We start from the raw sequence: 24,313 nt of genomic DNA on the forward strand, positions 1-24,313 counted from the left end.
AAAGCAATGGATATTTCACTTTGGTGGTTGTGGTTTGTGGCCGGCATCCTGCTCATAGTAGGGGAAATGTTCACGGTCAGTTTTTACCTGCTGTGGCTGGGGATTGCCGCCATGGTGGCAGCCGTATTGGCGTACTTCTTCCCAGGGGAATACTGGCTTCCGCCGTTGGCCGCCAGCATCACCGGCGTGTTGCTTATTGTCTTCACCAAGCCGCTCACTGCGCGTGCCCGTCAGGCCAAAGGTTTTCAGGACCCGGCCCAGTTCATGGTGAACCGCGTAGGCGAAATTGTGGAACCCGTCACCCCTACCCGTCTGGGCATTGTGAAAGTTGGCAATGACATGTGGTCGGCTAGCGCGCAGGAGAATCTTTCCCCGGGCCAGCAGGTCTTGATTATTAGTCAGAGCAGTACCGTTTTGCAGGTCCAGCCGCTGGTAGAAAACTCACAAAACCAGCCTCGGCAGGAGTCTGTCTGGTAGATACCATTTCTCAAAGTAAAGTAACCCATATCCCTTTCCACCTATACTACACCCTTGATAAAACTATGACCACCTCTCTCATTATTCTGGCCGCCGTCATCATTCTCATGGCAATGTCCATCCGCATCATCCAGCAACAGCGCGTGGCTGTAGTGGAGCGGCTGGGTAAGTTTCAAAGGCTGATGCATCCGGGTTTGAACCTATTTATTCCCATCATTGACCGCGTGCGGGTGTACCATGACTTGCGCATTCAGCAGACCAACGTACCGCCCCAGAGCGTGATTACCCGCGACAACGTACAGGTGCTCATTGACACCATCGTGTTTTACCAAGTGGTAGGTCCAGAGCAGGCCACCTACGGCATCTTTGACTACGTGCTGGGGGTGCGTAACATCACCACCGCCACCATGCGGCAAATCATTGGCAACCTTGAATTGGACGAGACCCTTTCTGGACGGGAGCGCATCTCCGCTGAGATTAGAACCGCCCTGGACGAGGCCACCGAGAAATGGGGCGTCCGCATTGAGCGCGTGGAGGTAATTGACATTAAGCCGCCGTTGGACATACAGGAGGCCATGGACAAGCAAATGAAAGCCGAGCGGAACCGCCGCGCCATCATCTTAGAGGCCGAGGCCGCAAAACAAGACATGATCCTTCGCGCCGAAGGGGACAAGACCAGTAAAATCCTGCGGGCCGAAGGCGACCGCGCCTCTGTGGAACTTCAGGCTTTGGGTGAGGCCCGCGCTATCTCAGACGTAGCCGAAGCCGAGAAAAGACGCATCCAGTTGCTGATTGAAGGCGGTCTGGACGAGCGCGTCTTAACCTACAAATCCTTTGAGGCACTGGAGAAGATTGCCATGGGTCCTGCCAACAAAATCTTCATCCCTACCACCGCCGTTGAAACCATGGGCAGCATTGGCGCCATTGGCGAAATGTTGAAGAACTCTGGCACCGTAGGAAAAGCTTAATTCCGTTTTCGGGCTATTTTCTAGAAAACAGGCCAAAAACAGAACATTCATAAAAGCAGAGGCCCCGCTAAGTAAGTTTAGCGGGGCCTCTGCTTTTATGCAATACTTAAGGAACAACAATTAGCAATTAAACTACTTCTGGCTGGCTCTGAACAGTTTCTGCTTCTCTTCCTTGGTCAGGCTTTCATAACCCGAGTTGGAGATTTTATCCAGAATCATGTTGATCTCATCCTCGCTGGGCGTGGTGCTTCCTGAGAATCCAGCAACTGGGTTGGTGGTAGAAGCAGAGGAGGGCGCGGAGAACGGTCTGTTGGGATTCTTGTAGGCTACTTTCAAGGGGCTTCGGCGGGCAAAAAGTCCTCTAAAGAAATCCAGCACTGCCTGCACGGGTCTTCCTAAATCTGTCCCGCTTTGTAATTGCTTGATGTACAGAAAGCCTAATAGAGCGCCGCCCAAGTGGGCAATGTTACCGCCCGCGTTTCCGCCGGTAGCACCTGAGATGGACAGCAACACCATTACCGCGGCAATGTACTTGATACGTATAGGCCCGAACAGCAGCAGATTAAAGGTATAATTGGGCAACAAGGTAGCCGCAGCAACCATGATGGCAATCACACTCCCAGAGGCACCCATCATCAAGGAATTGTCGGCGCGTACTTGTAGGTACGGGATGGTATTGTAGGTCAAGAGATAGAACAAGCCGCCCACCAAGCCACCCAGCACATACAGGTTTACCAGACGCTTATCTCCCAGGTATTCGCGCACCAGCATCCCAAACCAGTACAGGTTAAGCATGTTAAAGATGATGTGCAGAAACTCTAGGTGCGTAAAGAAATAGGTAAAGAGGGTCCAAGGCCGCCAGATGAAAATATCCAGGTTAGAGGACACGCTCAGGAAGGTAATGAGGTACGTAAACGTAGCCCCAGAACCGCTCATGGTCATGATGGTGCGCAGAATCACCAGCACTGCAAACACTACCACGTTGATGGCAATGAGCTGGTGCAAGGCGTTGTTCCCCCTACTGAACGAGGAACGGATATCGTCAAAAATGCTGGTCATAGTTTAGTAGAAGGTGGTACGGTTGCGTTGCCACAGTTTAAGCAGGATGAACGCGAAGAGCATTCCGCCCAGGTGCGCAAAATGTGCTACGTTGTCGCCGGGCGCGCGTTGCACCCCGGCATATAACTCATACGCCCCATACAGGAATACGAAATACTTAGCCTTGATGGGAATAGGAAAAAACAACAACATCAATTCCGTGTTCGGGAAGAGCATGCCAAAGGCCATCAATATCCCAAACACCGCCCCAGAAGCCCCTAGCATAGGGCTATTCAAGGTACGCTGAAAGAGCTGCTGTACCGTTTCCTTCGCCTCTGCAATCATGGCTACGTTGTCCGGGTTGCGCTTCAGTTGCAGGATGAAATCCACGTTGTAATTGTTGCCTACCAAGCTGTCCAGGATCTTGCGCAGGTCCACCGGATCAGGGTTTTGCATGAAGGCCACCACCATTTCCTGAATCTGGCTGATCTCTACGTACCGCACGACAGAATATAGAATGCTGGCGCCAATCCCAGTTACCAAGTAGAAAATGGCAAACCGCTTGCCGCCCCAGTAATGCTCTAGCATGGGCCCAAAGAAGAACAAACTCAGCATGTTACTGAACAGGTGCATGAAACTGCCATGCAGGAACATGTGCGTCAGGACCTGGTGCGCCTGAAAATACTCTGAGCGAATGTCATGCAGTGCAAAATTCTGAAAGACAAAAACTTCAGCGCTCTGGCCCACAAAGAAGATGAGCACATTCAAAATAAGCAGGACGCGCACCACCGGGGTGATAGGAGGCATAGATTCTAGGTTAAGGTCTACTTCTATTTAAGGAACAAATCTTGCAGCTGCTCCATCTGTAAAATCACCAGCGTCTTTTGGCCGCTAGGCGTGTAATTGGGCACTTGGCAGGCAAACAGCTGGTCTACCAAGGCGTTCATCTCCTGGTCAGACAGTCGGCCCGTTAAACGGGAGGCCACGCGTTTGGCCATGGCCCGCGCCAGGTTCTCCTGCCGGTCTACCTTTAACGAGGAAAGGTTGTTCTTATATTGTTCCAGCAGGCCCTCAATCAGTTCCCGCTCGTCGCGCAACGGCACCTCGGCGGGGATGCCGTTCACAACAATGGTGTTCTGGCCAAACTCACTGAACACAAAGCCCAGCGCGTTAAACTCCTCTGCCAGCTCCATAATCAAAGAATAGTCTGCCGGCGAAAGGTGCACCGTCTGCGGGAACAGCAACTGCTGCGACGCCCCGCTCCGCTTGCCCAAGGCCTGACTGTACTTCTCAAACAAGATACGCTCCTGCGCCGCCTGCTGGTCCACCATTAGCAAGCCGCTCTTCACCTGCACCATCAAATACTTCTGATGCAGTTGTAAAGTTTTAGAGCCGCCTGTCACGCTCACACTTACCGCCGGGTTCTCCTCTTCTGTAAACAGTCGGTTTTCCGGTTGGTTTTCGGTTCTGGAGATTTCCCGCAGAGCCGCCGGTTTGAAAAAGCTTTCGTCCCTATCCCCCATAGTGGCTTTGCTGGCATAGGTGGTAGGCCTGGGCGCTGGAGCCGAAGAAGCGCTAGGAGCCTTAGCTGGCGAGGTGTCAAAGTCCATGGAGGCCGGAAACTTCATGGGTTGCAAGGGAATGTAGTTCACATCAGCACCAAAATCCAGGGACGGCGCAATGTTGTGCAAGCCCAGGCTTTGCTTGACGGCGGCGCGCACAATGGCGTAGACCGTCTTTTCGTCCTCAAACTTGATTTCGGTCTTGGTGGGATGCACGTTGATGTCTATCGTTTCTGGCGCGATTTCCAGGAATAAGACGTAAAACGGGAAGCTGTCTTTGGGCAACAAGCCTTCAAAGGCCGTCAAGACGGCGTGGTTCAGGTACTGGCTCTTGATGTAGCGGTTGTTTACGAAGAAGAACTGTTCGCCCCGGCTTTTCTTGGCGTACTCGGGCTTGCCAATGTAGCCGCGCACCGTCAAAAACGGCGTAGTCTCCTCACAAGAGGCCATCTGCTCTTTGTACTCGCGGCCAAAGATGCTCACAATGCGCTGGCTCAGCTTGCCGGCGGGCAGGTTCATCACCTCCACCTCGTTCTGGTACAGCGTGAAGGCAATCTCGGGGTTGGCCAGGGCCACGCGTTGGAATTCGTCCAAGATATGGCGCATCTCCACGGGATTGCTTTTCAGAAAGTTGCGGCGGGCCGGCACGTTGAAGAAAAGGTTCTTCACGCTGATGATGGTGCCTTCAGACATGGCCACAGGTTCTTGTTTGACGACCTCATTGGCTTCTACAGAAAGACAGGTGCCTAGTTCGGTGCCGCGGGCGCGGGTCTTCATCTCTACCTGGGCTACGGCGGCAATAGACGCCATGGCCTCTCCCCTAAAGCCCATGGTCTTGATTCTGAACAGGTCCTCCGTGGTTTTAATCTTGGAGGTGGCGTGGCGCTCAAAGCACATGCGGGCATCGGTCTCAGACATGCCAATGCCATCGTCCACCACCTGTATGAGTTGCTTGCCCGCGTCCTTGATGATTAACTGCACAGAAGTACTCTGTGCGTCTACGCTGTTCTCCAACAACTCCTTCACCACCGAGGCCGGCCGTTGCACTACCTCACCGGCGGCAATCTGGTTGGCTAAATGCTCGGGTAATAAACGAATGATATCTGCCATACAAAATCCCTGCGTAGTTCTATTGGCCCGTCTAAGCAGGCCGTAATGAGCGCTTTAGCTGTGCATTTTTGAAGTTTATGCCGCGCAAAAGCGAATTTTTGAGTAATATTACCAGCTCAACTCGCGATACCGGTACGCCGTACCTTTGTTCTCGCTTCGCTCTTCTGCTTCTAACGGGTTGGTGGTCCAATTTGGGGGCCCTCGTTCCATAGCAAGAAGGGCGTTGTCGTTAGAGAGGCGGCGCAAACAATAAGCGTTTTTGGCCTGTTTTCCAGAAATCAGCCTGAAAACGCCTTTTTGTGCCCCGGTACGTTGGCTTTTATTTCTCTGCGAAATTAGGCCTAATGTAAGAGTTAATCAAAGTTTAAATTACGCGTTGTGAAATGCTGAAGAAATATAGCCTCGCGCTGACGGCAGTGGTGATGTGCGCCTGGTGGGCTTTGTCTGGTTTTGGACCGGCGGGCCGCGGCAACATCAGCCTGCAGGAGCAGCGTTGGGTAGATAGTGTGTACCAATCTCTTACCCCCCAGCAGAAACTGGGGCAGTTGTTCATGGTGGCGGCCTACTCCAACAGCGGCCAGACCCATGTGCGCGAAATTGAACAATTGGTGAGCCAATATGGGATTGGCGGCGTCATGTTCATGCAGGGAGGACCGGTGCGCCAAGCCAAACTCACCAACAAATACCAAAGCCTGGCCAAAGTACCCTTGCTGGTGGCTATGGACGCCGAGTGGGGCCTGGACATGCGCCTAGATAGCAGCATGCACTTCGCCCGCCAGATGACCCTGGGCGCCCTGCCAGATGACCACTACGTGTACATGATGGGCCGCGAGATTGCCCTCAAACTAAAACGTCTGGGCATTCATGTCAATTTCTCCCCGGTGATTGACGTCAACAGCAATCCTAAAAACCCCGTGATTGGCATCCGGTCCTTCGGCGAAAGCAAGGAGCAGGTGACCCAGCGCGGCATTGCCTATATCAAAGGCTTACAGGACCATGGCATTATTGCGGTGGCAAAGCACTTTCCTGGCCACGGCGACACAGACGCCGACTCGCATTTTGCCTTACCCGTCCTGACCCATGATATGGCCCGCCTCACCGAGGTGGAGTTGTACCCCTTCAGACGCTCTTTTGACGCTGGCGTGATGGGCGTGATGGTGGCGCATTTATACATTCCTAAGCTGGATTCTATTGCCAACCGCGCCGCTACCTTGTCTCCGTACCTGGTGCGCGACTTGTTAAAAGGCCAGATGCAGTATGACGGGCTGGTGTTCACAGACGCGCTCAACATGAAAGGCGTGACCCGCTACCACAAGCCCGGCGAAGTGGATGCTCTGGCCTTCATGGCGGGTAATGACGTGCTCTTGTTCTCTGAAGACGTGCCCAAGGCCATGGCCATGATTCAGCAGGCAGTGGAGAACGGGCAGATCACTCAGCAGGAGATTGAGATTCGGGTGCGTAAAATTTTGCACGCCAAGTACTGGGCCGGCCTGAACCAGTACAAACCCATTGACCTGGAGAACCTATCCAAGGACTTGAGCGGCCCTGCCAGCATGGTACTGCAACAGCAGTTGTATGAGCAGGCGGTGACGGTGGTGTCTAACAAAGATAACCTGTTACCCTTCAGGGTGCTGGACACGGTGCAGTTTGCCTCTGTCTCTATTGGCGAGGGCTTCAACAACCACTTCACGCGTACCTTAGAGAAATATGCGCCTTTCAAGAAATTCTCGGTGAGCAGCCGCTTTGCCCCAGACAGCGTGTACAGTGCCGTGCGCAAGAACCTGGACAGCGCGGACGTGGTGGTGGTGACCTTGCATGATCTTTCCAACACGCCAACCCGCAATTTTGGCTTGGGCACCAACGCCGTCAACTTTGTCAAAGCTTTGCAGAAGGACTCCACCAAGAAGGTGATAGTGGTGGTGATGGGCAATGCCTATGGCCTGAGAAGCTTTGAGGACAGTGATTGGCTGGTGTGCGGTTTTGAAGACAATGAAGTGGTGCAGCGCGTGGTGCCGCAGATTCTGTTCGGAGCCCTGCCCGCCAACGGACGCCTACCGGTGACGGCTTCGCCTAAACTGAAAGCCGGTATGGGTGTTTCTACGCCTGCCTTAAATAGATTAAAATATTCCCTGCCTGAGAGTGTGGGGATGAACTCCGCTATTCTCAAGCAGATTGACAACATAGCGCTAGAAGCCATTGCCTACGCGGCCACGCCGGGTTGCCAGGTGCTGGTGGTGAAGGACGGCACGGTGGTGCTGGACAAAGCCTACGGCCATTATACCTATGACAAAACCCAGCCGGTCACCGAGAAAACCATCTTTGACCTCGCCTCTATCACCAAGGTAGCCGCCACGTTGCAAGCCGTCATGTTCCTGAAAGACCAGGGCCAATTGAAATTAGACGATAGACTAGTAACATATCTACCTGAATTGAAAGGCTCTAACAAGGCCAACTTGACCATACGGGATGTGCTGTTGCACCAGTCGGGTTTGCAGGCCTACATTCCTTTCTGGAAGAAGACCTTATTGAACGGCCAGCCGAATCCCATGTACTATGACTCGGTAAGATCGGAGGCGTACCCGAACATAGTGGCCAACGGCCTGTTTGCCAGCAAACGGCTGGAAGATTCAGTGTGGACTTGGATTGTGAAGTCTGAGCTAGTGGGCCAGCGCGTGGGCAATGGCAAGTTTGAGTACCGCTACTCAGACTTGGGCTTGCATTTGATGAAGCGCATTGCCGAGCGCCTGCTTAACCAGACCATGCCTGATTTCATGGAGCAGAACTTTTATGCCCCGCTGGGCGCGCATAGCCTGACGTTTAACCCATTGCAACGCTTCTTAAAAGAGCAGATTGCCCCTACCGCTAAGGACAGCACCTTTAGAAAAACGTTGTTACAAGGTACCGTGCATGATGAAGGCGCCGCTATGCTGGGTGGGGTAGCCGGTCACGCGGGTTTGTTCTCCAATGCCAATGACTTGGCCATTTTATTGCAGATGGACTTGCAGAACGGGAACTACGGTGGTCAGCAGTATTTCAGGACGCCGGTGGTGACGGAGTTTGCGCAGAGTGGCAGTGATAACAGCCGCCGCGCCATTGGCTGGGACAAGGCAGACCCAGACGGAAACGGCCCTACTTCAGAGATGGCGCCTAACAGCACCTTCGGGCATACGGGTTTTACTGGTACTGGCGCCTGGATTGACCCAGAGAACAACATCATTTATATCTTCCTCTCTAACCGCGTGCATCCAGACGCTGAGAACACAAAACTGTTGAAATACAACATCCGGACGCGTATTCATGACGTGGTCTATCAATCGTTAGAACCTAAACCGTAATCAGCTATACCTAGATTGGGGTTTTATTTATAGAAACAGCATTAAAAAGGAGAACCTTATTAGGTCCTCCTTTTTAATTTGTGGGCTGAGGTAGAACCTCAGCCGAACAATAAATTGTAACAGTACTTCAGAAGAAAAGCGACAACCAAACCCAAGGCAGTGCATGCTATGGCAATGACCTAATGTTTTAGTTTAATTTTCAGGAAAGGCATAAGAATCAGGGTAGAAGCTTAGAGTTTTAGGAGATGATGAAGATACGTGAATTTTCTTTGCCCCTTTCTCTGAGTAAACCATCAGATTTTATCAATTACATAGCAGCATACATCCACATTCCCTTACTTTTGTTTCAACGGTGGTGCTTGCTGGTCTCTCTGGCAAATGCCACGTATACTGGCGGTAGAGCCTTGTTTTGGAAATTGTTTTACATGAAGTGTTTTGACTGTTTTTTGACAGGAGGCCTTGTTGCACAAGACCACAATGGCATAAGGCAAATAGATATGTTTATGCAGCCACATAGCAACAACAAATGAAGATAGGAATAGTGTGCTACCCTACGTTTGGTGGTAGCGGAGTAGTCGCCACCGAACTTGGGAAAGCCCTGGCCCAAAAGGGTCATAAGATACATTTCATCACCTATAGCCAGCCTGCGCGGTTAGAGTTCTTCAACGAGAACCTGTTTTACCACGAGGTGAACATTCCGGCCTACCCCCTGTTCCAGTATCCGCCGTATGAGTTGGCCCTGGCCAGCAAGATGGTGGACATTGTACAGTATGAAAAGCTAGACGTACTGCACGTGCACTATGCTATTCCGCACGCCTCAGCGGCGTACATGGCCAAGCAGATCCTCAAAACTAAAGGCATACAGATACCGGTCATCACCACCTTACATGGTACGGACATCACGCTGGTAGGAAAAGACGCCTCCTATGAGCCGGTAGTGACCTTCAGCATCAACCAGTCAGACGCCGTGACCTCTGTATCTGAGGACTTGAAGACGGAAACCTACAAACACTTCCCCATCACCAAGGACATTGTGGTGATTCCCAACTTCGTGAACATTGAGCGGTTCCAGAAGCAGCGGAAAGATCACTTTAAGGCGGCCATCGCGCCGTTTGGCGAGAAACTGCTGGTACACACGTCCAACTTCAGGGGCGTGAAACGCATTGGGGACATCATCAAAATCTTCTCTAAAGTACGCCAAGTGATCCCTAGTAAACTGCTTTTGGTAGGTGATGGCCCCGAGCGCCCAAAAATGGAGAACCTGTGCCGCAAACTGGGCATCTGCCAGGACGTGCGCTTTCTAGGCAAGCTGGAGGCCGTAGAAGAATTACTTTCCGTAGCCGATGTCTTCTTGATGCCTTCTGAGAAAGAGAGCTTTGGACTAGCCGCCTTAGAGGCCATGGCCTGTGAAGTGCCCGTGATTTCTTCCAACGCGGGCGGTTTGCCAGAGTTGAATATTCATGGCGTAACGGGTTTTGTAAGCAAAGTAGGCGACGTGAAAGACATGGTCAAAAACACGCTCTTCTTGTTACAAGATGACCAACTGCCCACCTTCAAAGCCAATGCGCTGGCCAGAGCCAAAGAGTTTGAGATCAGCAAGATTGTACCCATGTACGAGGAGGTCTACCAGCAGGCCATACAAGAAGTAATAGGAACCAACGTTTAAGGTAAAGCAGTCGTTTTTGGCCTGTTTTAGAGAAAATAGACCAAAAACGAGTATCTTATGCAACTGAAGGGCTACACACGCTTCTATTTCAACTTCTTAGTTTTCAAGCAATGGAAAACTTTAAAATAGGTCAATACTTAGGCATCATTGCCGTGGTGCAATTTGTGGTGACGCTGGGCCTCGGCGTTTTTTCTGAGGCGGGAGACATGGGCGTGGCCTGGCTGTATCCCTTGGATTACCTGCTGGTGGCGGTGTTCCTCAATTACGTGTACGGTTTGCTCTTACAGCTTTTCACGCCCAAACTGCCCGGCGGTGGCTTCTGGCTTCTGTGGCTGATTCTGGGCACCGGCTTGATGCTGGCCAATGAGCTGTTCATCCAGGGCGCCACGCAGATGCTGCATGTTATCCTCTTGGCAGCCGCAGCATTAAACGCCCTCTATTTCTACAAAGACCTGGGCAGAAAGAAGCCGGCATTTACCAAGTCCTCTTAAATTCGTTTTTGGCTTATTATTGATAAATCAGGTCAAAAGTGCTTTACAACTTATAATTCATTAAACTTCTTTCCCTTGAAGCCAGAACATTCTTTAGAAAACCCTTGGACGACGTTAGAGTCAACACATATATATAATAACCCTTGGATTAGTGTCAGAGAGGATAAAGTACTCAATCCAAATGGAGGAAAAGGCATTTATGGCATCGTCACAATGCGTAATAAAGCCATTGGAATTATTCCGATTGATGAGAATGGCAATACTTGGCTTGTTGGTCAATATAGATACGCATTAAATGAGTACTCTTGGGAGATTCCTATGGGGGGCGGTCCAATTGAACTGGACGTATTGGAATCTGCGCAACGCGAACTTAAGGAAGAAACTGGCTTAACCGCCATGACTTGGACTAGAATTGGCAGGGTACATACCTCTAATTCGGTAACTGACGAAGAGGGCTTTATCTTTATTGCTGAAAACTTAACAATTGGAGAACCTGACTTTGAAGAAACTGAGGACCTCAAAATTTGGATTCTTCCCCTTCGTGAAGCGATAGAAATGGTGATGAACGAGGAAATTACTGATGTCATTTCGGTGGCGGGTTTGCTTAAGGCGGAACGCGTTTTGGCAGCCCGGCAAAACAAATAATTTACTTGGTTTAGCACTAATTCTGAGAACGGGCTGTTTCGTTTTCGACCTGATTCCTAGAAAACAGGCCAAAAACGGCCGATGGAAACAGAGTGCGTGGTAAGTTTTAAATTATTTGTAATTTTGAAAAGATGAACTGGCTAAAGAAAACCGGAAAGAAAGCTTACTCTGTGTGGTGTACCACATGGTTTGTGCTGCCATTTATCACGTCCTATCCGCTTTTCAGGCTGTTTGTCTCCAAGCCGCAGTGGTACCGCCACGGCCATACCTTGAACCGTCTCTGGTCAAAAGTGCAGCTGCGTATGTACCTAATGCCCGTTAAAGTACGCGGTCAGGAGTTCCTGGACCCAAAGCAGAACTACGTTTTTGCGCCCAACCATAGTTCGTTCATTGACATTCCCATGCTGTTGGCGGCCATTCCGGGCTTCCTCAACTTTGTGGGCAAGAAGTCTTTGACCAAGGTGCCGCTGTGGGGCCTGATCTATGACCGGCTGTACATATCAGTAGACAGGAAAAGCGCCGTGAGCAGCGCCAAAGCCTACATCTCAAGCAAGAAAAGTTTGGAGGCGGGCCGCAGCGTGGTGATCTTCCCGGAGGGGACCATCTCTGAGGAAGCGGGCAAGGAGTTGCTGCCGTTTAAGGACGGACCGTTTAAATTAGCCATTGAGAAGCAGGTGCCGCTGGTGCCCATTTCCATGCCATACAATCATCTCTTTCTGCCAGACGTGAAGGGGAAACTGATCATCCGGTACCATCGTCTGGAGATGACCATTCACAGACCTATCCCTACCGAGGGCCTGACGCTGCAAGATGTAGAATTTTTGAAGCAGCAGACCTTTTCCATTATTCAAGAAGCATTACACGCCAAGAACCATGAGTACCAATATAGAGACACTCCGTCAGTTAGCGCACTTAGCCCGGCTTGAGTTTGATGAGACCAAAGAGCAGGAAATGCTCAAAGGTTTAAATGAGATCCTGGACTGGGTAGACCAACTGCGCCAACTGGACACCGCCAACGTAGAGCCGCTGGTGCACATGTCTGAGGAAGTGAACGTGCTGCGCGAAGACGTGGCCCAGAACACCGTGAGCCATGAAGACGCCCTGCGTCTGGCGCCGCGCAAAGACTCAGACTATTTCAGGGTTCCTAAAGTGATGGAATAGGCTAGATGACATTTCTTTCTTTCTGGAAAAACTTAGATGGGGGCCGACGTGCCCTTTATCTTTTACTGTTGGGTGCCGTTCTGGCGGCTATTGGTTTGGGCATCTACGGATTTTATAAAGGAGACCAGCTGGTTTTCCCCTTAGAAAGACAGGCCGAGCTTTTCCCTGCCGAGGCGCATTTGGACGAGGCCTCTCCCCTGCTCACGCCCATCAGGATTGAAGTAAACGCCTACCTGGTCTCTGAGCGCTACACCGTGGGCGCCATGCAACTGCCCATCTGGGCGGTCTGGACGGTATTGGCCGGTTTGGCCATTTCCCTCACCTTTTTCTGGACGCTCATCAGCTCGCTTAAACGGCTCCCATTTTACGTGGCCGTTGGCCTGGGCATGCTGTGGCTTTCTACCTTTAACCTGGACTTGCTGGGCATCTTCTCAGAGACCGGTCGCACGCTGCTATTGATCACGCTGGGCGTATTGGGCGGCGCCAGCTACCTGTTTCACTCCTTTCTGCCGCAGTTTTCGTTTACCCAACGGTTTCTAGTCTTTACGCTGTTGGTGTTGGGTTTAGGCACAGCTATTTTTTATGCCTCGCCGTTCTCCTCTGATTTAACGGCCATGCATTTGGTCAATTATAGCACGCTGGGAAGCATAGTGGCCTCTTTGCTGTTTATGATCTTGGTGGGCTATGAGAACCTGCACGGTTTGTTGTGGTTCAACACGCAGGCTCAAAACCCTAACCGCCGCTTTGGCCTGCCGCAGTTTCTGCTCATCAGTGTGCTGTACCTGGGCAACTTGTTGCTGCTGTACTTAAAGCAACGCCGCATCCTGGATCTGGATTTGGTCTTACTGCATCCCTTCTTGATTCTGCTTTGCTCTGCTTTTATGGGATTCTGGGGCCTTCGCCAACGGCAAGTGCACTATAGTCGGTTTTTGCGGTTTGACACCGAGGCTGCTCCTATTTACCTGGTGCTGGCTTTGCTGACCTTCCTGAACATAGGCTATGCCTATCTGTTGGCTAATGACGCCACTCTGAACGCCTATAAAAACCTGGTTATCCTAACGCACCTGGCCTACGGTATACCGTTCCTGCTGTATGTGGTAGTAAACTTCGGGCCCTTGATCAAGCAAAAGTTGCGCGTGTACAAAGTGGTTTATGAACCGAAGCGCTTGCAGTACTACACAGTTTACCTGATGGGCACCGTGATTATGGTGGTGTTGCTCTTGCACTCCAGTTACGCGGTGCAGAACCAGGCCATGGGCGGCTATTATACCTATCTGGGAGATTTGTACCGCCAAACGGAGGCCTTGCCTTTGCTGGCTGAACAATATTACACCGAGGCCGCCGACCGAAGCCGCACCAGTCAGCGCGCTCGTGTTTCTTTAGTGGATATGTATCACCAAGGAGGCATGCGCACCTTGGAGCTGAGGCAATTGGAGACCCTCATGGAAAACACGCCGGCGCCCACGCATTACCTGCGCTACGCAGATTTGATGACCGACCAGGCCGACTTATTTGCCCACCTGCAACTATTAAGGGACGGCGTAAAAGCGTTTCCGGAGAACGGCCCGCTGCTCAACAACATGGCCCTGCTGTATGGGACTACAACCTTTCAGGATTCGGCGGCGCAGTATTTAGATTTAGCCTTGACCCACGCCCAGGACCCCGAGGTGGTGCAGGCCAACCAATTGGCGTTCCTGCTACGCCATAACTTCGCAGCCCAGGCCAAGGAGTTTGCCGCCAAATATGACGGAGATTACAGCCCTCTGCTTACCAACAAGCTGGCTATTTCTTATATATTAAATGAGCCAACGCCTGCCACTTTGCCACCTACGTTGCAGGATAGTGTCTTGACAACGCAAAGCTTTGCCGGTTTTTACCTGAAAAACTTGGTGACAACCGTGAAAGCAGACACGTCTGCTATTTCAACCATCAGCCAACTGTTACGACAAGAGGTAAACCAGTCCTATGCAGATGACTTGCTTCTCTTGAAAGGCATTTTACAGCAACGCCAGGGTCAATCGCAGGAGGCTAAGAGAACGCTCACCCAATTAGCTACGGCCAGCGAAGGCGTTGCCGGCTACTATTATGACATCTTGGGACAGTGGATGCTACAGTCAAAGCTCTACCCACTGGCGGCTAATTACTTTGAGGAAGCGCGTCAGGCAGGCTATAAAGATGCGCACTTGCACGCGGTCATTGCCCACGCCTTGAACGGAAACCATGAGTTGGCGGCCCAGATTGCCCTGCAACCAGCCAATGCGTTTCCAAATGCCAGCCAACAGAAAGCGGCCACCAACCTGGCCATTGCCACCCAGCTCACCCCAGAACAAGCCACTACCGCCCCAGACTCTTTGAAAGTAAGGTTCTTGCAATTGAAGGCCTCTCAGTTACCTATAGCCGACGTCGAGAAAGTGGCCCAACAGATTACCACGTCCGCCTTGGCTCCGGTAGCAGCCCTACCCTTGGTGGCACGCTACCTTCAGGAGAACAACCTGGTAGCGGCGCAAAATCAATTGAACACGCACTTCCCGGCCAACTTCCCAAAGAACGTGTTGAAGTCAGAGGCGACCGGTTTGCAGGCCCAATTGTGGTACAAAGCCCAGGCGTGGCAAGGGTTAGAGGAACAGCTCCCTAAAATGTATTTCGCACCGCAGCACGTAGGCACCAAACTTTATTACCAGGCTTTGACGGCCCGGCGTAATAAACAGACCAAGCAAGCGACTAATCTCTACAACCAGCTTTCACAGAAGGCGCCGGGGCATGAGGCAGGCCAATTGACCGCAGCGTCTTTCTTCAGTGCCCAGAAGCAGGGATTACGCGCGTATGACATTTTACTAGAAGCAGTCTCTTACAATCCGCAGTCCATCACCTTGCGCAAAGCCTACATCAAAGAGGCCCTTAAACAAGGATTCAAAGACTACGCCTTGCAGGGGTTGGAAGGGTTACAGCCTTTGGTTAGTCCTACGGAATACCTTACCTTTAAAAGAGAAATAGACGCCCACTTGCAGGCCAGTGATTCCCTGAGCCAAGGGTGGCAATAAGGACCAACCTATGAGCACCATCATTCAAACCAATGAGATCTCGCGCATGTACCAGATGGGCACCGAAACCATCCATGCCCTTAGGTCTATTTCCATTGAGATTCAGAAAGGCGAGTACGTGGCGTTTATGGGACCTTCGGGGTCTGGTAAGTCCACGCTCATGAACATCATTGGCTGCTTAGACACGCCCACCAGCGGTACCTACATTCTCAACGGCAAGGATGTGAGCAACATGGTGGACAATGAGCTGGCCACGGTGCGTAACAGAGAGATTGGCTTTGTGTTTCAGACGTTCAACTTGCTACCCAGGTCCTCTTCTTTAGAGAACGTGGCCTTGCCGTTGGTGTATGCCGGTTACAGCAAATCTGAGCGCGAAGAAAGAGCCATGGAGGCTCTAAGAAGCGTTGGTCTGGATACCAGAGCCAAACACAAGCCCAATGAGCTGTCAGGTGGTCAGCGCCAACGCGTGGCCATTGCCCGCGCCTTGGTGAACGATCCTAGTATTCTGCTGGCAGATGAGCCAACGGGTAACCTTGACTCCAAAACCTCTTATGAGATCATGGAGCTGTTTGAGAACCTGTACGCCAAAGGCCACACCATTATCATGGTTACCCACGAGGACGACATCGCCCATTACGCGCACCGCATTGTACGCCTGCGCGATGGTCTGATTGAGTCTGACCTCATCAATGAAAACGTGACGATCCCGCATCTGCAGGCCACCGCGCACAACGCATCTATTTAGTTAATGAAAATATACACCAAGACCGGCGACAAAGGCGAAACCTCTTTGATTGGCGGCACCCGCGTAAAAAAGTCCCACGTCCGCATTGAGGCTTACGGCACCGTAGACGAGCTCAATGCCTTTATTGGCGTGGTACGTGACCAGGAAGTAAACCAGAAGCGCCAGGCCTTATTCTCTGAGATACAGGATCGCCTGTTCACCATTGGCTCTACTTTGGCCACAGATCCAGGAAAAGACACCAAAATTCAGACGCCAGACCTGCAAGAAGAAGACATCCAGTTTCTGGAGAAAGAGATGGACGCGCTGGACCAGAATTTACCGCCTTTGCGTAACTTCATCTTGCCGGGCGGGCATGTGGCTGTATCATTTTGCCATGTTGCGCGTACAGTGTGCAGACGGGCAGAGCGCCTTTCCATTGCCTTACAAGAAGACTCTCCGGTAGATGATCTTATTATCAAGTACCTGAACAGACTGTCAGACTTCCTTTTTGTTCTAAGCCGCGCCATCAGCCAAGAGCTGGGTGCACAAGAGATAACCTGGAAGCCTCGTATCTGAGGCTTTTTTTATTCTAGCAGAACTTAAAAACCGTACTATACTCACCTATTGTTTTTATGCAATCAGACATCATGACGATTCATACCCAAGTAACCACCGCCAGCCGGTTGGCAGACCTTGACATGGAGAACATCCAGTTCGGGAAAATATTTGCTGACCACATGGTCTCCATTGACTATGCAGACGGCGAGTGGCAGGCCCCTCAAATCTTACCTTACGGCCCTATTGAATTAAGCCCTGCCACGGCGGCGCTCCATTACGGCCAGGCCTTGTTTGAGGGCATGAAAGCCTACAAAACCGTGAAGGGCGAGGTAGTGCTGTTTAGACCACAGGCCAACTGGGCCCGCATGAACGAGTCCGCCAAGCGTTTGTGCATGCCAGAGATTCCGGAAGAATTATTCATGGAAAGCCTGAAGCAACTTATTGCCTTAGACGCTAATTGGGTGCCTAACAAAGTGGGCAATTCTTTGTACATCCGTCCGTTCATGTTCGCTAGTGATGCCTTGGTGGGCGTGCGTCCTTCTGAGACCTATAAATTCATGATTTTCTGCAGCCCGGCCAGCCAATACTACGCTGAGCCCGTGCGCGTGAAGATTGAGGAAAAATACACCCGCTCTGTTGAAGGTGGAGCTGGTTACGCCAAAGCCGCCGGCAACTATGGTGCCTCTCTCTATCCAACCATGTTGGCCCATGAGAAAGGCTTCCACCAAGTCATCTGGACAGACGGCAAGGAGCACAACTTCATTGAGGAGTCGGGTACCATGAACGTGATGTTTGTGATTGACGGAAAACTGGTAACCCCAGCATTGAGCTCCTCCATCCTGGCTGGTATCACCCGTGACAGCGTGCTGCAATTGGCCCGCGACTGGGGAATGCCCGTAGAAGAGCGCCGCATTTCTGTACAGGAGATTGTAGACGCCCACGCAGCTGGCAAGCTAGAAGACGCTTTTGGAACCGGTACTGCCGCTACCATTGCGCCTATCAAGTCCATCACGTTCAAAGAGCATGAAATGGAGTTACCGGCCGTAGCAGACCGTACGTTCTCTAACAAAGTATCTGCAGAGCTGGACAAAATCAGACACGGCCAAGCCGAAGACGTGCACGGCTGGATGGTTCCGGTGCAGTAGATTTAAGAAACACAAGAGGTAAGACGCAAGACACAAGACCGCTCAGGTAGTTTCACTTGAGAATCTTGTATCTTGCGTCTTTCCTATGTGAGAAGATTTAGAAGTGAGTGCCTTCGTTTTTAGCCTATTTTCCAGAAAACAAGCCAAAAACGATACTTGAAGCACCTTCACTTCAAAAAATAGCACATCAGCACATTAAACAATTAGCACATTAGCATAATGACCCAAGAGCAGATAAAAGAGTTAAAAGGCCGCGTAGAGGCTTTGAGGAGGTATCTTTGACTATGATGCCAAGAAAGAACAAGTCCTAGCCATTGAAGAGAAATCTACCGCTCCTGATTTCTGGGATGACCCCAAGAAAGCAGAGGTAGTCTTAAAAGAAGCCAAAGGCCTCAAAACCTGGACCGACGACTTTGAGAAGACCAATAAGGCAGTAGAGGACGTAGAAGTACTCTTCGATTTTTATAAGGAAGGCGACGTGTCTGAAGACGACATAAATGCCGAGTACAAGTCTGCCGAGGAAACCGTAGAAGCCCTGGAGTTCAAGCGGATGCTTAGCAACGAGGAAGACCAACTAGGCGCGGTGCTGGAGGTAAACTCGGGCGCGGGCGGCACAGAAAGCCAGGACTGGGCCGAAATGCTCTACCGCATGTACCTCATGTGGGGCGAGCGCAAAGGCTACACTGTCAAGCAGATTGACTTCCAGCCTGGCGAGGGCGCTGGTATCAAGTCGGCTACGCTGCAGTTTGACGGCGATTTTGCCTATGGCTATCTGAAGGCAGAAATTGGCGTACATCGTTTGGTGCGGATCTCGCCGTTTGACTCGGGTGGGCGCCGTCATACGTCCTTTGCCTCAGTGTTCGCCTACCCGGTGGTGGATGACACCATTGAAATCACGGTGAACCCCGGCGACATTGAATGGGATACCTACCGCGCAGGCGGCGCCGGTGGCCAGAACGTGAACAAGGTGGAGACGGCCGTGCGCCTCAAGCACAAACCAACCGGTATTACCATTGCCGTGCAGATTGAGCGTTCGCAGCTCATGAACAAGGAGCACGCCATCAGGATGCTAAAATCTCAGCTATACCAGATTGAGATTAACAAGCGTAATGAGGAACGGGACAAGGTGGAGAGCACCAAAAAACGCATTGACTTCGGGTCGCAGATTAGGAACTACGTGTTGCACCCGTACAAGCTTATCAAGGACATACGCACCGGCGTTGAACGCACCGATGTGCAGAACGTCCTGGACGGTGACATAGATGACTACATCAAAGCTTTCTTGATGCAGAACTAGAAAATCGGGTTTGAATTCATTTTTAAAAAGCGCCTTCTACTTGTAAGTAGAGGGCGCTTTCGTTTTTGGCCTGTTTCCAGAAAATCAGGTTAAAAACGAGCTTGATTTCCGCTCAATGAAATACCATGCCTTGTTGAACCGAGCCCCCCTTACGCTTGTTCTTTCCGTACGTCGCACTTCCTACAGAAGTCCTTAAAGGCGAAACAATTGGCTTGGCTTTCAACGGTGGGCTTGTCTTCTTTATGAACTACTTTTATTATAGAACTTCTCCCCGCGTTCAAAGGCGTTTGAGGCCGTTCTGGAAATCTATTTTCTGGAAGTTGCTGATTGCCGCATTCCTTCTTCTAAACCTTATTTTATTGATAGCCGCCGGAAAGCCTAGGTCTGCTCCCATTGCCCCCATCCAACTCCGCGCTGAGAAGCTTTCGTTCACGCCCAATGAGTTTTTCATAGCCGATGTGGTGGATGAAAGGACGTCCAGCAAAATGGTAGGGCATCTTATCCCACCGTTTGTGGTGCCAGATTTACCAGTTGCGGCGCAGGCTGTAGACTTTCAAGGGGGCAGTTTACCAGCCATCAAGACGTACATCAAGCAAAGCCTGGCACAAGATGCCAGTTTAAGGCCTATCACGCTCAAAATTAAAGAATATCAAGTTACAGAAACGCCTGGCGCCAAAGGCAAAGTGAACGGCCAGGTCACAATTACGGTGGCGTTTGAGCTTCGGCGCGAAGGCAAACAGATTCACCTGCTAGATTATAAAAGCGGTGCGCGGTATAGTAGGTCTGGCAACCAATTGACGGTGGTAGAACCTACGCTTAGAAAATTATTAAATGGCTCATTGGAATATTTTCATCTCTGGATGGAGCGCGAAGCCGCCGGCAATGAGAAACTAGCCAAAGGACTCCAAGTACACATTACGGACCACACCGAAAACACAGAGCCCGACACGCTTTTCTATGACCCTAACCGTCCGCTGAATTTCAGTGATTTCAAAGGTAGACGCCCACCCGATAATTTTGCCGCTACCATCTTTCCAGGCTTGTCTTATGAAAGCACGGCTACCATGGACAAGGGCATCATTCATATTAAAATCCATATAAAAGTGTATGCCCTCCGTGAACTCACTAAAGTGCGCGATGATGCGCGTGACGCCCGCACGCTTAACCATGAGCAACGGCATTTTGACATTGTGAAAGTGGCTTCTGAGCGCTTTAAACAGCGCATACAACCCCACAAGCTCACCATTGATGACTATGATTCCATGATTCAATATGAGTACCTGAAAGCGCTCTGGGAAATTGGCGCTGAGCAGAAAAAGTATGACGCAGACACCAATCATGGTCAGTCTATGGCCGTTCAAATGAAATGGAACGCTTATTTGGACGAAGAACTAAAGAAACTGGGTGTTGCTAGGGCTGCTGGTCTCACCTCGTCTAACTAGTAAAACCAGCAAAAACGGATGGGCTTGCTTTGTGTAAAGCAAGCCCATCCGTTTTTGACATATTTCCCAGAAAATAGGTTAAAAACGCTTTTTAAAAATCCCGCACCGAACAAACCACATTCTTTGCCAAGTCTGGCTTTTTCATCAATTGAATTACTTTTTTAGCCGCCTCTTCCGGCGAAGCCAAGCCATTGTTCTGGTGCATGTCTTTGAAATTCTGCAGGCTGCTGAACTGCGTCTCATCTGAGCTTCTAATCTGCTCCTGCATGTCAGTGTCAATCACGCCCGGCGACAGTGAGAACACCTTCACCCCGGTTTGCATCAAGTCTTGTTCCACTTGTGCCGTCTGGGACAGCATATCCAGTGCCGCTTTAGAAGCGCAATAGGCCGCCCAGCCATCAATAGGCCGCTGCCCCGCCCCCGAGCTGATGTTCACAATCATCTTCTCACAATCCTGCCGGTGCTGGTAGCTTTGCAAGAACATGTTCATGAGCATGGCCGGCACTACCACGTTCACGTCAAAGACAAACTCAAAGTGCTCGTTCTGGCTTTGGCCCACGTACCCAATGTCACCTACCACGCCGGCGTTGTTCACTAGCACAATCTTCTGGGCATCGGGTAAGGGTTCAAAAATCTTGTGCAGGTTGTGCTCCACCCCAGCCATGTCTGAGAAGTCTAGCGGCTGGTGCCGGTAGTTTTTATTGGTGATGGAGCAGTTTCTAGACACGCCAATGACCTTGTTTTGATTGTCTTTCAACAAGGCTTCGGCTATGGCCTTGCCCAAACCCCTACTGGCCCCCGTGATGATATAGTAGTTCATTTCTATTTAATTAGAAATTAAAAATTAGAGATTGGAAATGGATGTTCTGGATTTCCACCTTGGATTTGCATACGGAAAAGAATGGGTAGAAAGTTGGCATGTGATGCTAGATACAACACCTTCTGGCAAATGAATTACTTGCGAGGGCCGTATTGGGCTATGTGCATGGATTCATAGAGTTGAGTAAGATGGTCCTTCCCAAATTTCTTTTCAAGCGCCAACCGCATTTGGTCATTGTAGCAATCTACACCCGGTACACCAATGCACGTGACTACACGGTTAATTTTCACCCCATATTCCTTCTCCAACTTAGTATAAAAGATATGCAGCATACTAGTAGAATCTGAGTCAAACCCAACCTCAATAATCATTCTTGTATCTCCGTGCGCAATCTCTTCTTGCGCCAATGATTTGCCTGAGGCGCAATCTGAAACCCGTTTTCTAACCCCCCTTAGGTAGCTTTCTTCCTTTGTATAGGTAGGATTTGCCCAAAACAAACCAACCACTGCTGTGGCTTAAAGAAGCAGGAGAGCTATGTATGGCTCTTTCTTTAAGAAAAGCAGTTTCGGTTTGATTCTCATCTTGTATAGGCTCTGCCTTTAGATTCCGTTTTTGGCCTGTTTCCATAAAAATAGCCGAAAAACGGAGTTCCTTTACAAAATGAAAGAGCCAACGCTCGCGAGTGTTGGCTCTTTCATTTTATGTTCATTGCATTTTATCACCGCCTGTCTAGGTCGCCCACAAGATCCTTTCAGGATGACAAATGTGGGTAGAGCTGCATTGCTAATTTCTAATCTCTAATTTTTAATTTCTAATTACCTAAAGGATGTATTGACTCAAATCACGGTTCTTGACCATGTCGCGCAGACGCTCTTCCACCAGCTCTGGGGTCACCAAAAGCCGGGCATTGGCGGGAATGGTGTCTGGCACGTCATACAGAATGTCATTGAGCAGGCGGCTCATGACGGTGTGCAGACGGCGGGCGCCAATGTTCTCTACCTCGGCATTTACCTCAAACGCGATTTCTGCGATCTTGTGCAGGGCCTCGTCTGAGAAGGAAAGTTCTACCTCCTCGGCACGAAGCAACTCTACATACTGCTTGGTAAGGGCGTTCTTTGGATACTTGAGAATCTGATAGAAATCGTCCTTGCTCAGGCTTTGCAATTCTACTCTAATCGGGAAACGTCCCTGCAACTCTGGAATCAAGTCTGAGGGCTTGGCTACGTGGAAGGCCCCGGCGGCAATGAACAGGATATGGTCGGTTTTGATGACGCCGTACTTGGTGTTCACGGTGCTGCCTTCTACAATAGGCAAAAGGTCACGCTGTACTCCCTCGCGGCTCACGTCCGGGCCGCTCCCGCCTTTTCCGCTGGCACTGGCTACTTTGTCAATCTCGTCAATGAAGATGACACCGGCGTTTTCGGCTTTGGCAATGGCTTCTTCCTTCACCTCGTCCATGTCAATGAGTTTGGACGCTTCTTCTTCTAGGAGAATCTTGCGGGCCTCAGAAATAGTGACTTTGCGCTTCTTGGTTTTCTTTGGCATCATGTTGCCAATCATCTCCTGGATGCCGGCCATCTGCATTTCGTCCATGCCAGGCCCCATCACACCCACGCCCGAAGACGGATTGTGCGCTACCTTGATTTCAATCTTGCGGTCTTCCAGTTCGCCGTTTCTAATCTTCTCTCTAAAGCGCTCACGTGTACGCTCGTTCAGTTCGTAGTCATTGTCAGGCACGTCTGAGGTAGAATTGGAGCTCCCGCCAAAACCTAGCATGCCGTTACCGCCACCAGATTGGTTGATAGGCGGAATCAAGGCATCAAGGATGATGTCTTCCACCATTTGGGCGGCCTGCGTTTTCACTTCTTCCTTTTTACGGGTCTTGACCATGTTCACGGCCTGTTCTACCAGATCACGCACCATGCTTTCCACGTCGCGGCCTATGTAACCCACCTCGGTAAATTTGGAGGCTTCCACTTTGGTGAAGGGTGCGTCTGCAATGCTGGCCAAACGACGAGCAATCTCGGTCTTCCCTACGCCTGTGGCGCCAATCATCAAGATGTTGTTGGGCACAATCTCCTTTTGCATCTCGGGGTCGGCGTGCATGCGGCGCCAGCGGTTACGCAGGGCAATGGCCACGTTGCGCTTGGCGTCATGCTGGCCAATGATGTATTTATCCAGTTCGGCTACAATCTGAGCGGGGGTCAAGTACTTGGTTGGATCTAACATAAGTTATTGAATGATTGAGAGATTGAATGATTGAGAGATTGATATTTTCTCTATGCATCCTTCTTCAAGTTTATAGTCTACACCCGAAGGCTGTTTTTTTTACTTCTTTAAAATGGGGTATAAGATGGCGTAGCTGACTTACAGATTTTGTTATGTATCGTTTTGCTAGTTAAATCTTTCAAATTCAGCATAAGCGCTAAACCATTCATCTTTGATACTACTGGCATTGTAGTGATTTTCTAACAGGCTTATATCACGGTTGAATATATTGCACATCCTTATCCAATTCTCCTTTTCTGCTTTCCAATATCCTTTGTCGCTTTTTAAAACTGCCTGTAATAAGTCACCATCATATAAATCTCCGTCAGATAGTATATTTCCATCTAATTTATCAAGTGCTATAGGTACCAGATACTTAAGCCCAATATTCTGCCCAATCATGATTCTTAGGTCTTCTGTTTCAAAGTCCTTAAGGGGCTTCTTTCTAAGTCTGTGGCAGGTTGTTACCAAATGACTGTTGTACTCTGGTTCGCCCCAATAATCCTTTTCTAAACTTTCTATTGTCATTGAGAGCCAATTATTCTCAACCTTGGATTTGTTCACT

At 50.5% G+C, this 24,313-nt stretch carries 21 protein-coding genes; 14 read left to right on the forward strand and 7 right to left on the reverse strand.

Going from position 1 to position 24,313, the window contains the following annotated elements:
- Positions 1 to 6 precede the first annotated feature (6 nt).
- Together TH61_RS01850 and TH61_RS01855 are read left to right on the forward strand one after the other, a co-directional pair.
- On the forward strand, positions 7 to 477 hold the full coding sequence (locus TH61_RS01850; protein WP_066505123.1) for an NfeD family protein: 471 nt from the start codon (positions 7 to 9) through the stop codon (positions 475 to 477).
- A gap of 65 nt (positions 478 to 542) precedes the next feature.
- Entirely contained in the window at positions 543 to 1,445 is a 903-nt protein-coding gene (locus TH61_RS01855) for an SPFH domain-containing protein (protein ID WP_066505124.1), read from the forward strand.
- 132 nt (positions 1,446 to 1,577) lie between these two features.
- Here the strand turns inward: TH61_RS01855 and TH61_RS01860 are convergent, their stop codons facing one another.
- The 3 genes from TH61_RS01860 to mutL are packed head-to-tail and all read right to left on the reverse strand — an operon-like array spanning position 1,578 to position 5,155.
- Positions 1,578 to 2,504, reverse strand: coding sequence for a rhomboid family intramembrane serine protease (locus TH61_RS01860; RefSeq protein WP_066505125.1), 927 nt, complete (start codon positions 2,502 to 2,504; stop codon positions 1,578 to 1,580).
- A gap of 3 nt (positions 2,505 to 2,507) precedes the next feature.
- On the reverse strand, positions 2,508 to 3,290 hold the full coding sequence (locus TH61_RS01865) for a rhomboid family intramembrane serine protease (RefSeq protein WP_066505127.1): 783 nt from the start codon (positions 3,288 to 3,290) through the stop codon (positions 2,508 to 2,510).
- A gap of 23 nt (positions 3,291 to 3,313) precedes the next feature.
- The gene (mutL, locus tag TH61_RS01870) at positions 3,314 to 5,155 is read right to left on the reverse strand and encodes a DNA mismatch repair endonuclease MutL (protein ID WP_066505130.1); all 1,842 of its coding nucleotides are present in this window, start codon (positions 5,153 to 5,155) and stop codon (positions 3,314 to 3,316) included.
- 383 nt (positions 5,156 to 5,538) lie between these two features.
- On the opposite strand from mutL, the gene TH61_RS01875 reads away from it, so the two are divergent.
- From TH61_RS01875 to TH61_RS01935, 12 genes are all read left to right on the forward strand, one after another.
- Positions 5,539 to 8,490, forward strand: a complete 2,952-nt coding sequence (locus TH61_RS01875) for a glycoside hydrolase family 3 N-terminal domain-containing protein (RefSeq protein WP_071887754.1) — start codon at positions 5,539 to 5,541, stop codon at positions 8,488 to 8,490.
- Between the two features lie 526 nt (positions 8,491 to 9,016).
- Entirely contained in the window at positions 9,017 to 10,156 is a 1,140-nt protein-coding gene (gene bshA, locus TH61_RS01885; protein ID WP_066505135.1) for an N-acetyl-alpha-D-glucosaminyl L-malate synthase BshA, read from the forward strand.
- 110 nt (positions 10,157 to 10,266) lie between these two features.
- On the forward strand, positions 10,267 to 10,647 hold the full coding sequence (locus TH61_RS01890; RefSeq protein ID WP_066505137.1) for a hypothetical protein: 381 nt from the start codon (positions 10,267 to 10,269) through the stop codon (positions 10,645 to 10,647).
- 75 nt (positions 10,648 to 10,722) lie between these two features.
- Positions 10,723 to 11,292 (forward strand): NUDIX hydrolase, encoded by a 570-nt coding sequence (locus TH61_RS01895; protein ID WP_066505139.1) that lies wholly within the window; start codon positions 10,723 to 10,725, stop codon positions 11,290 to 11,292.
- Between the two features lie 131 nt (positions 11,293 to 11,423).
- Positions 11,424 to 12,218 carry a 1-acyl-sn-glycerol-3-phosphate acyltransferase gene (locus TH61_RS01900; RefSeq protein WP_071887755.1) on the forward strand — a complete coding sequence of 265 codons (795 nt, stop codon included), beginning with the start codon at positions 11,424 to 11,426 and terminating at the stop codon, positions 12,216 to 12,218.
- Complete coding sequence (gatC, locus tag TH61_RS01905; RefSeq protein ID WP_066505141.1) at positions 12,166 to 12,453, forward strand: Asp-tRNA(Asn)/Glu-tRNA(Gln) amidotransferase subunit GatC; 288 nt, start codon at positions 12,166 to 12,168, stop codon at positions 12,451 to 12,453. Before TH61_RS01900 ends, gatC begins: the two co-directional genes overlap by 53 nt.
- 5 nt (positions 12,454 to 12,458) lie before the next feature.
- Entirely contained in the window at positions 12,459 to 15,494 is a 3,036-nt protein-coding gene (locus TH61_RS01910) for a hypothetical protein (RefSeq protein WP_066505143.1), read from the forward strand.
- 10 nt (positions 15,495 to 15,504) lie between these two features.
- Complete coding sequence (locus tag TH61_RS01915) at positions 15,505 to 16,239, forward strand: ABC transporter ATP-binding protein (RefSeq protein ID WP_066505145.1); 735 nt, start codon at positions 15,505 to 15,507, stop codon at positions 16,237 to 16,239.
- A gap of 3 nt (positions 16,240 to 16,242) precedes the next feature.
- Entirely contained in the window at positions 16,243 to 16,794 is a 552-nt protein-coding gene (locus TH61_RS01920) for a cob(I)yrinic acid a,c-diamide adenosyltransferase (RefSeq protein WP_066505147.1), read from the forward strand.
- Positions 16,795 to 16,865: 71 nt separating this feature from the next.
- Positions 16,866 to 17,921: a branched-chain amino acid aminotransferase gene (locus TH61_RS01925; RefSeq protein ID WP_231862279.1), complete on the forward strand. Its 1,056-nt coding sequence runs from the start codon at positions 16,866 to 16,868 to the stop codon at positions 17,919 to 17,921.
- 219 nt (positions 17,922 to 18,140) lie between these two features.
- Positions 18,141 to 19,218 (forward strand): peptide chain release factor 2 gene (gene prfB / locus TH61_RS01930; protein WP_157600483.1). Its coding sequence is split into 2 segments (ribosomal slippage): positions 18,141 to 18,191 and positions 18,193 to 19,218, totalling 1,077 coding nucleotides; the frame shifts between segments, so codons are not numbered across the junction.
- Between the two features lie 359 nt (positions 19,219 to 19,577).
- The gene (locus TH61_RS01935) at positions 19,578 to 20,660 is read left to right on the forward strand and encodes a hypothetical protein (protein WP_157600485.1); all 1,083 of its coding nucleotides are present in this window, start codon (positions 19,578 to 19,580) and stop codon (positions 20,658 to 20,660) included.
- A 91-nt stretch (positions 20,661 to 20,751) separates the two neighbouring features.
- On the opposite strand, the gene TH61_RS01940 is transcribed toward TH61_RS01935, so the two are convergent.
- The 4 genes from TH61_RS01940 to TH61_RS01955 form a co-directional block, all read right to left on the reverse strand.
- Positions 20,752 to 21,480, reverse strand: coding sequence for an SDR family NAD(P)-dependent oxidoreductase (locus TH61_RS01940; protein ID WP_066505154.1), 729 nt, complete (start codon positions 21,478 to 21,480; stop codon positions 20,752 to 20,754).
- Between the two features lie 134 nt (positions 21,481 to 21,614).
- Entirely contained in the window at positions 21,615 to 21,851 is a 237-nt protein-coding gene (locus tag TH61_RS01945) for a hypothetical protein (protein ID WP_157600487.1), read from the reverse strand.
- 448 nt (positions 21,852 to 22,299) lie between these two features.
- Positions 22,300 to 23,709 (reverse strand): ATP-dependent protease ATPase subunit HslU, encoded by a 1,410-nt coding sequence (gene hslU, locus TH61_RS01950; protein WP_066505159.1) that lies wholly within the window; start codon positions 23,707 to 23,709, stop codon positions 22,300 to 22,302.
- Between the two features lie 165 nt (positions 23,710 to 23,874).
- Positions 23,875 to 24,312 carry a contact-dependent growth inhibition system immunity protein gene (locus tag TH61_RS01955; protein ID WP_197464082.1) on the reverse strand — a complete coding sequence of 146 codons (438 nt, stop codon included), beginning with the start codon at positions 24,310 to 24,312 and terminating at the stop codon, positions 23,875 to 23,877.
- Position 24,313: the final 1 nt, after the last annotated feature.

This window comes from Rufibacter sp. DG15C (assembly GCF_001577755.1).
Classification (GTDB): Bacteria; Bacteroidota; Bacteroidia; order Cytophagales; family Hymenobacteraceae; genus Nibribacter.

Bases quoted from the DNA above. Each gene is read 5' to 3' on its own strand.
- TH61_RS01850 (WP_066505123.1), top strand. From the start codon at position 7: ATGGATATTTCACTTTGGTGGTTGTGGTTTGTGGCCGGCATCCTGCTC.
- TH61_RS01855 (WP_066505124.1), top strand. From the start codon at position 543: ATGACCACCTCTCTCATTATTCTGGCCGCCGTCATCATTCTCATGGCA.
- TH61_RS01860 (WP_066505125.1), bottom strand. From the start codon at position 2,504: ATGACCAGCATTTTTGACGATATCCGTTCCTCGTTCAGTAGGGGGAAC.
- TH61_RS01865 (WP_066505127.1), bottom strand. From the start codon at position 3,290: ATGCCTCCTATCACCCCGGTGGTGCGCGTCCTGCTTATTTTGAATGTG.
- mutL (WP_066505130.1), bottom strand. From the start codon at position 5,155: ATGGCAGATATCATTCGTTTATTACCCGAGCATTTAGCCAACCAGATT.
- TH61_RS01875 (WP_071887754.1), top strand. From the start codon at position 5,539: ATGCTGAAGAAATATAGCCTCGCGCTGACGGCAGTGGTGATGTGCGCC.
- bshA (WP_066505135.1), top strand. From the start codon at position 9,017: ATGAAGATAGGAATAGTGTGCTACCCTACGTTTGGTGGTAGCGGAGTA.
- TH61_RS01890 (WP_066505137.1), top strand. From the start codon at position 10,267: ATGGAAAACTTTAAAATAGGTCAATACTTAGGCATCATTGCCGTGGTG.
- TH61_RS01900 (WP_071887755.1), top strand. From the start codon at position 11,424: ATGAACTGGCTAAAGAAAACCGGAAAGAAAGCTTACTCTGTGTGGTGT.
- gatC (WP_066505141.1), top strand. From the start codon at position 12,166: ATGAGTACCAATATAGAGACACTCCGTCAGTTAGCGCACTTAGCCCGG.
- TH61_RS01910 (WP_066505143.1), top strand. From the start codon at position 12,459: ATGACATTTCTTTCTTTCTGGAAAAACTTAGATGGGGGCCGACGTGCC.
- TH61_RS01915 (WP_066505145.1), top strand. From the start codon at position 15,505: ATGAGCACCATCATTCAAACCAATGAGATCTCGCGCATGTACCAGATG.
- TH61_RS01920 (WP_066505147.1), top strand. From the start codon at position 16,243: ATGAAAATATACACCAAGACCGGCGACAAAGGCGAAACCTCTTTGATT.
- TH61_RS01925 (WP_231862279.1), top strand. From the start codon at position 16,866: ATGACGATTCATACCCAAGTAACCACCGCCAGCCGGTTGGCAGACCTT.
- TH61_RS01940 (WP_066505154.1), bottom strand. From the start codon at position 21,480: ATGAACTACTATATCATCACGGGGGCCAGTAGGGGTTTGGGCAAGGCC.
- TH61_RS01945 (WP_157600487.1), bottom strand. From the start codon at position 21,851: ATGATTATTGAGGTTGGGTTTGACTCAGATTCTACTAGTATGCTGCAT.
- hslU (WP_066505159.1), bottom strand. From the start codon at position 23,709: ATGTTAGATCCAACCAAGTACTTGACCCCCGCTCAGATTGTAGCCGAA.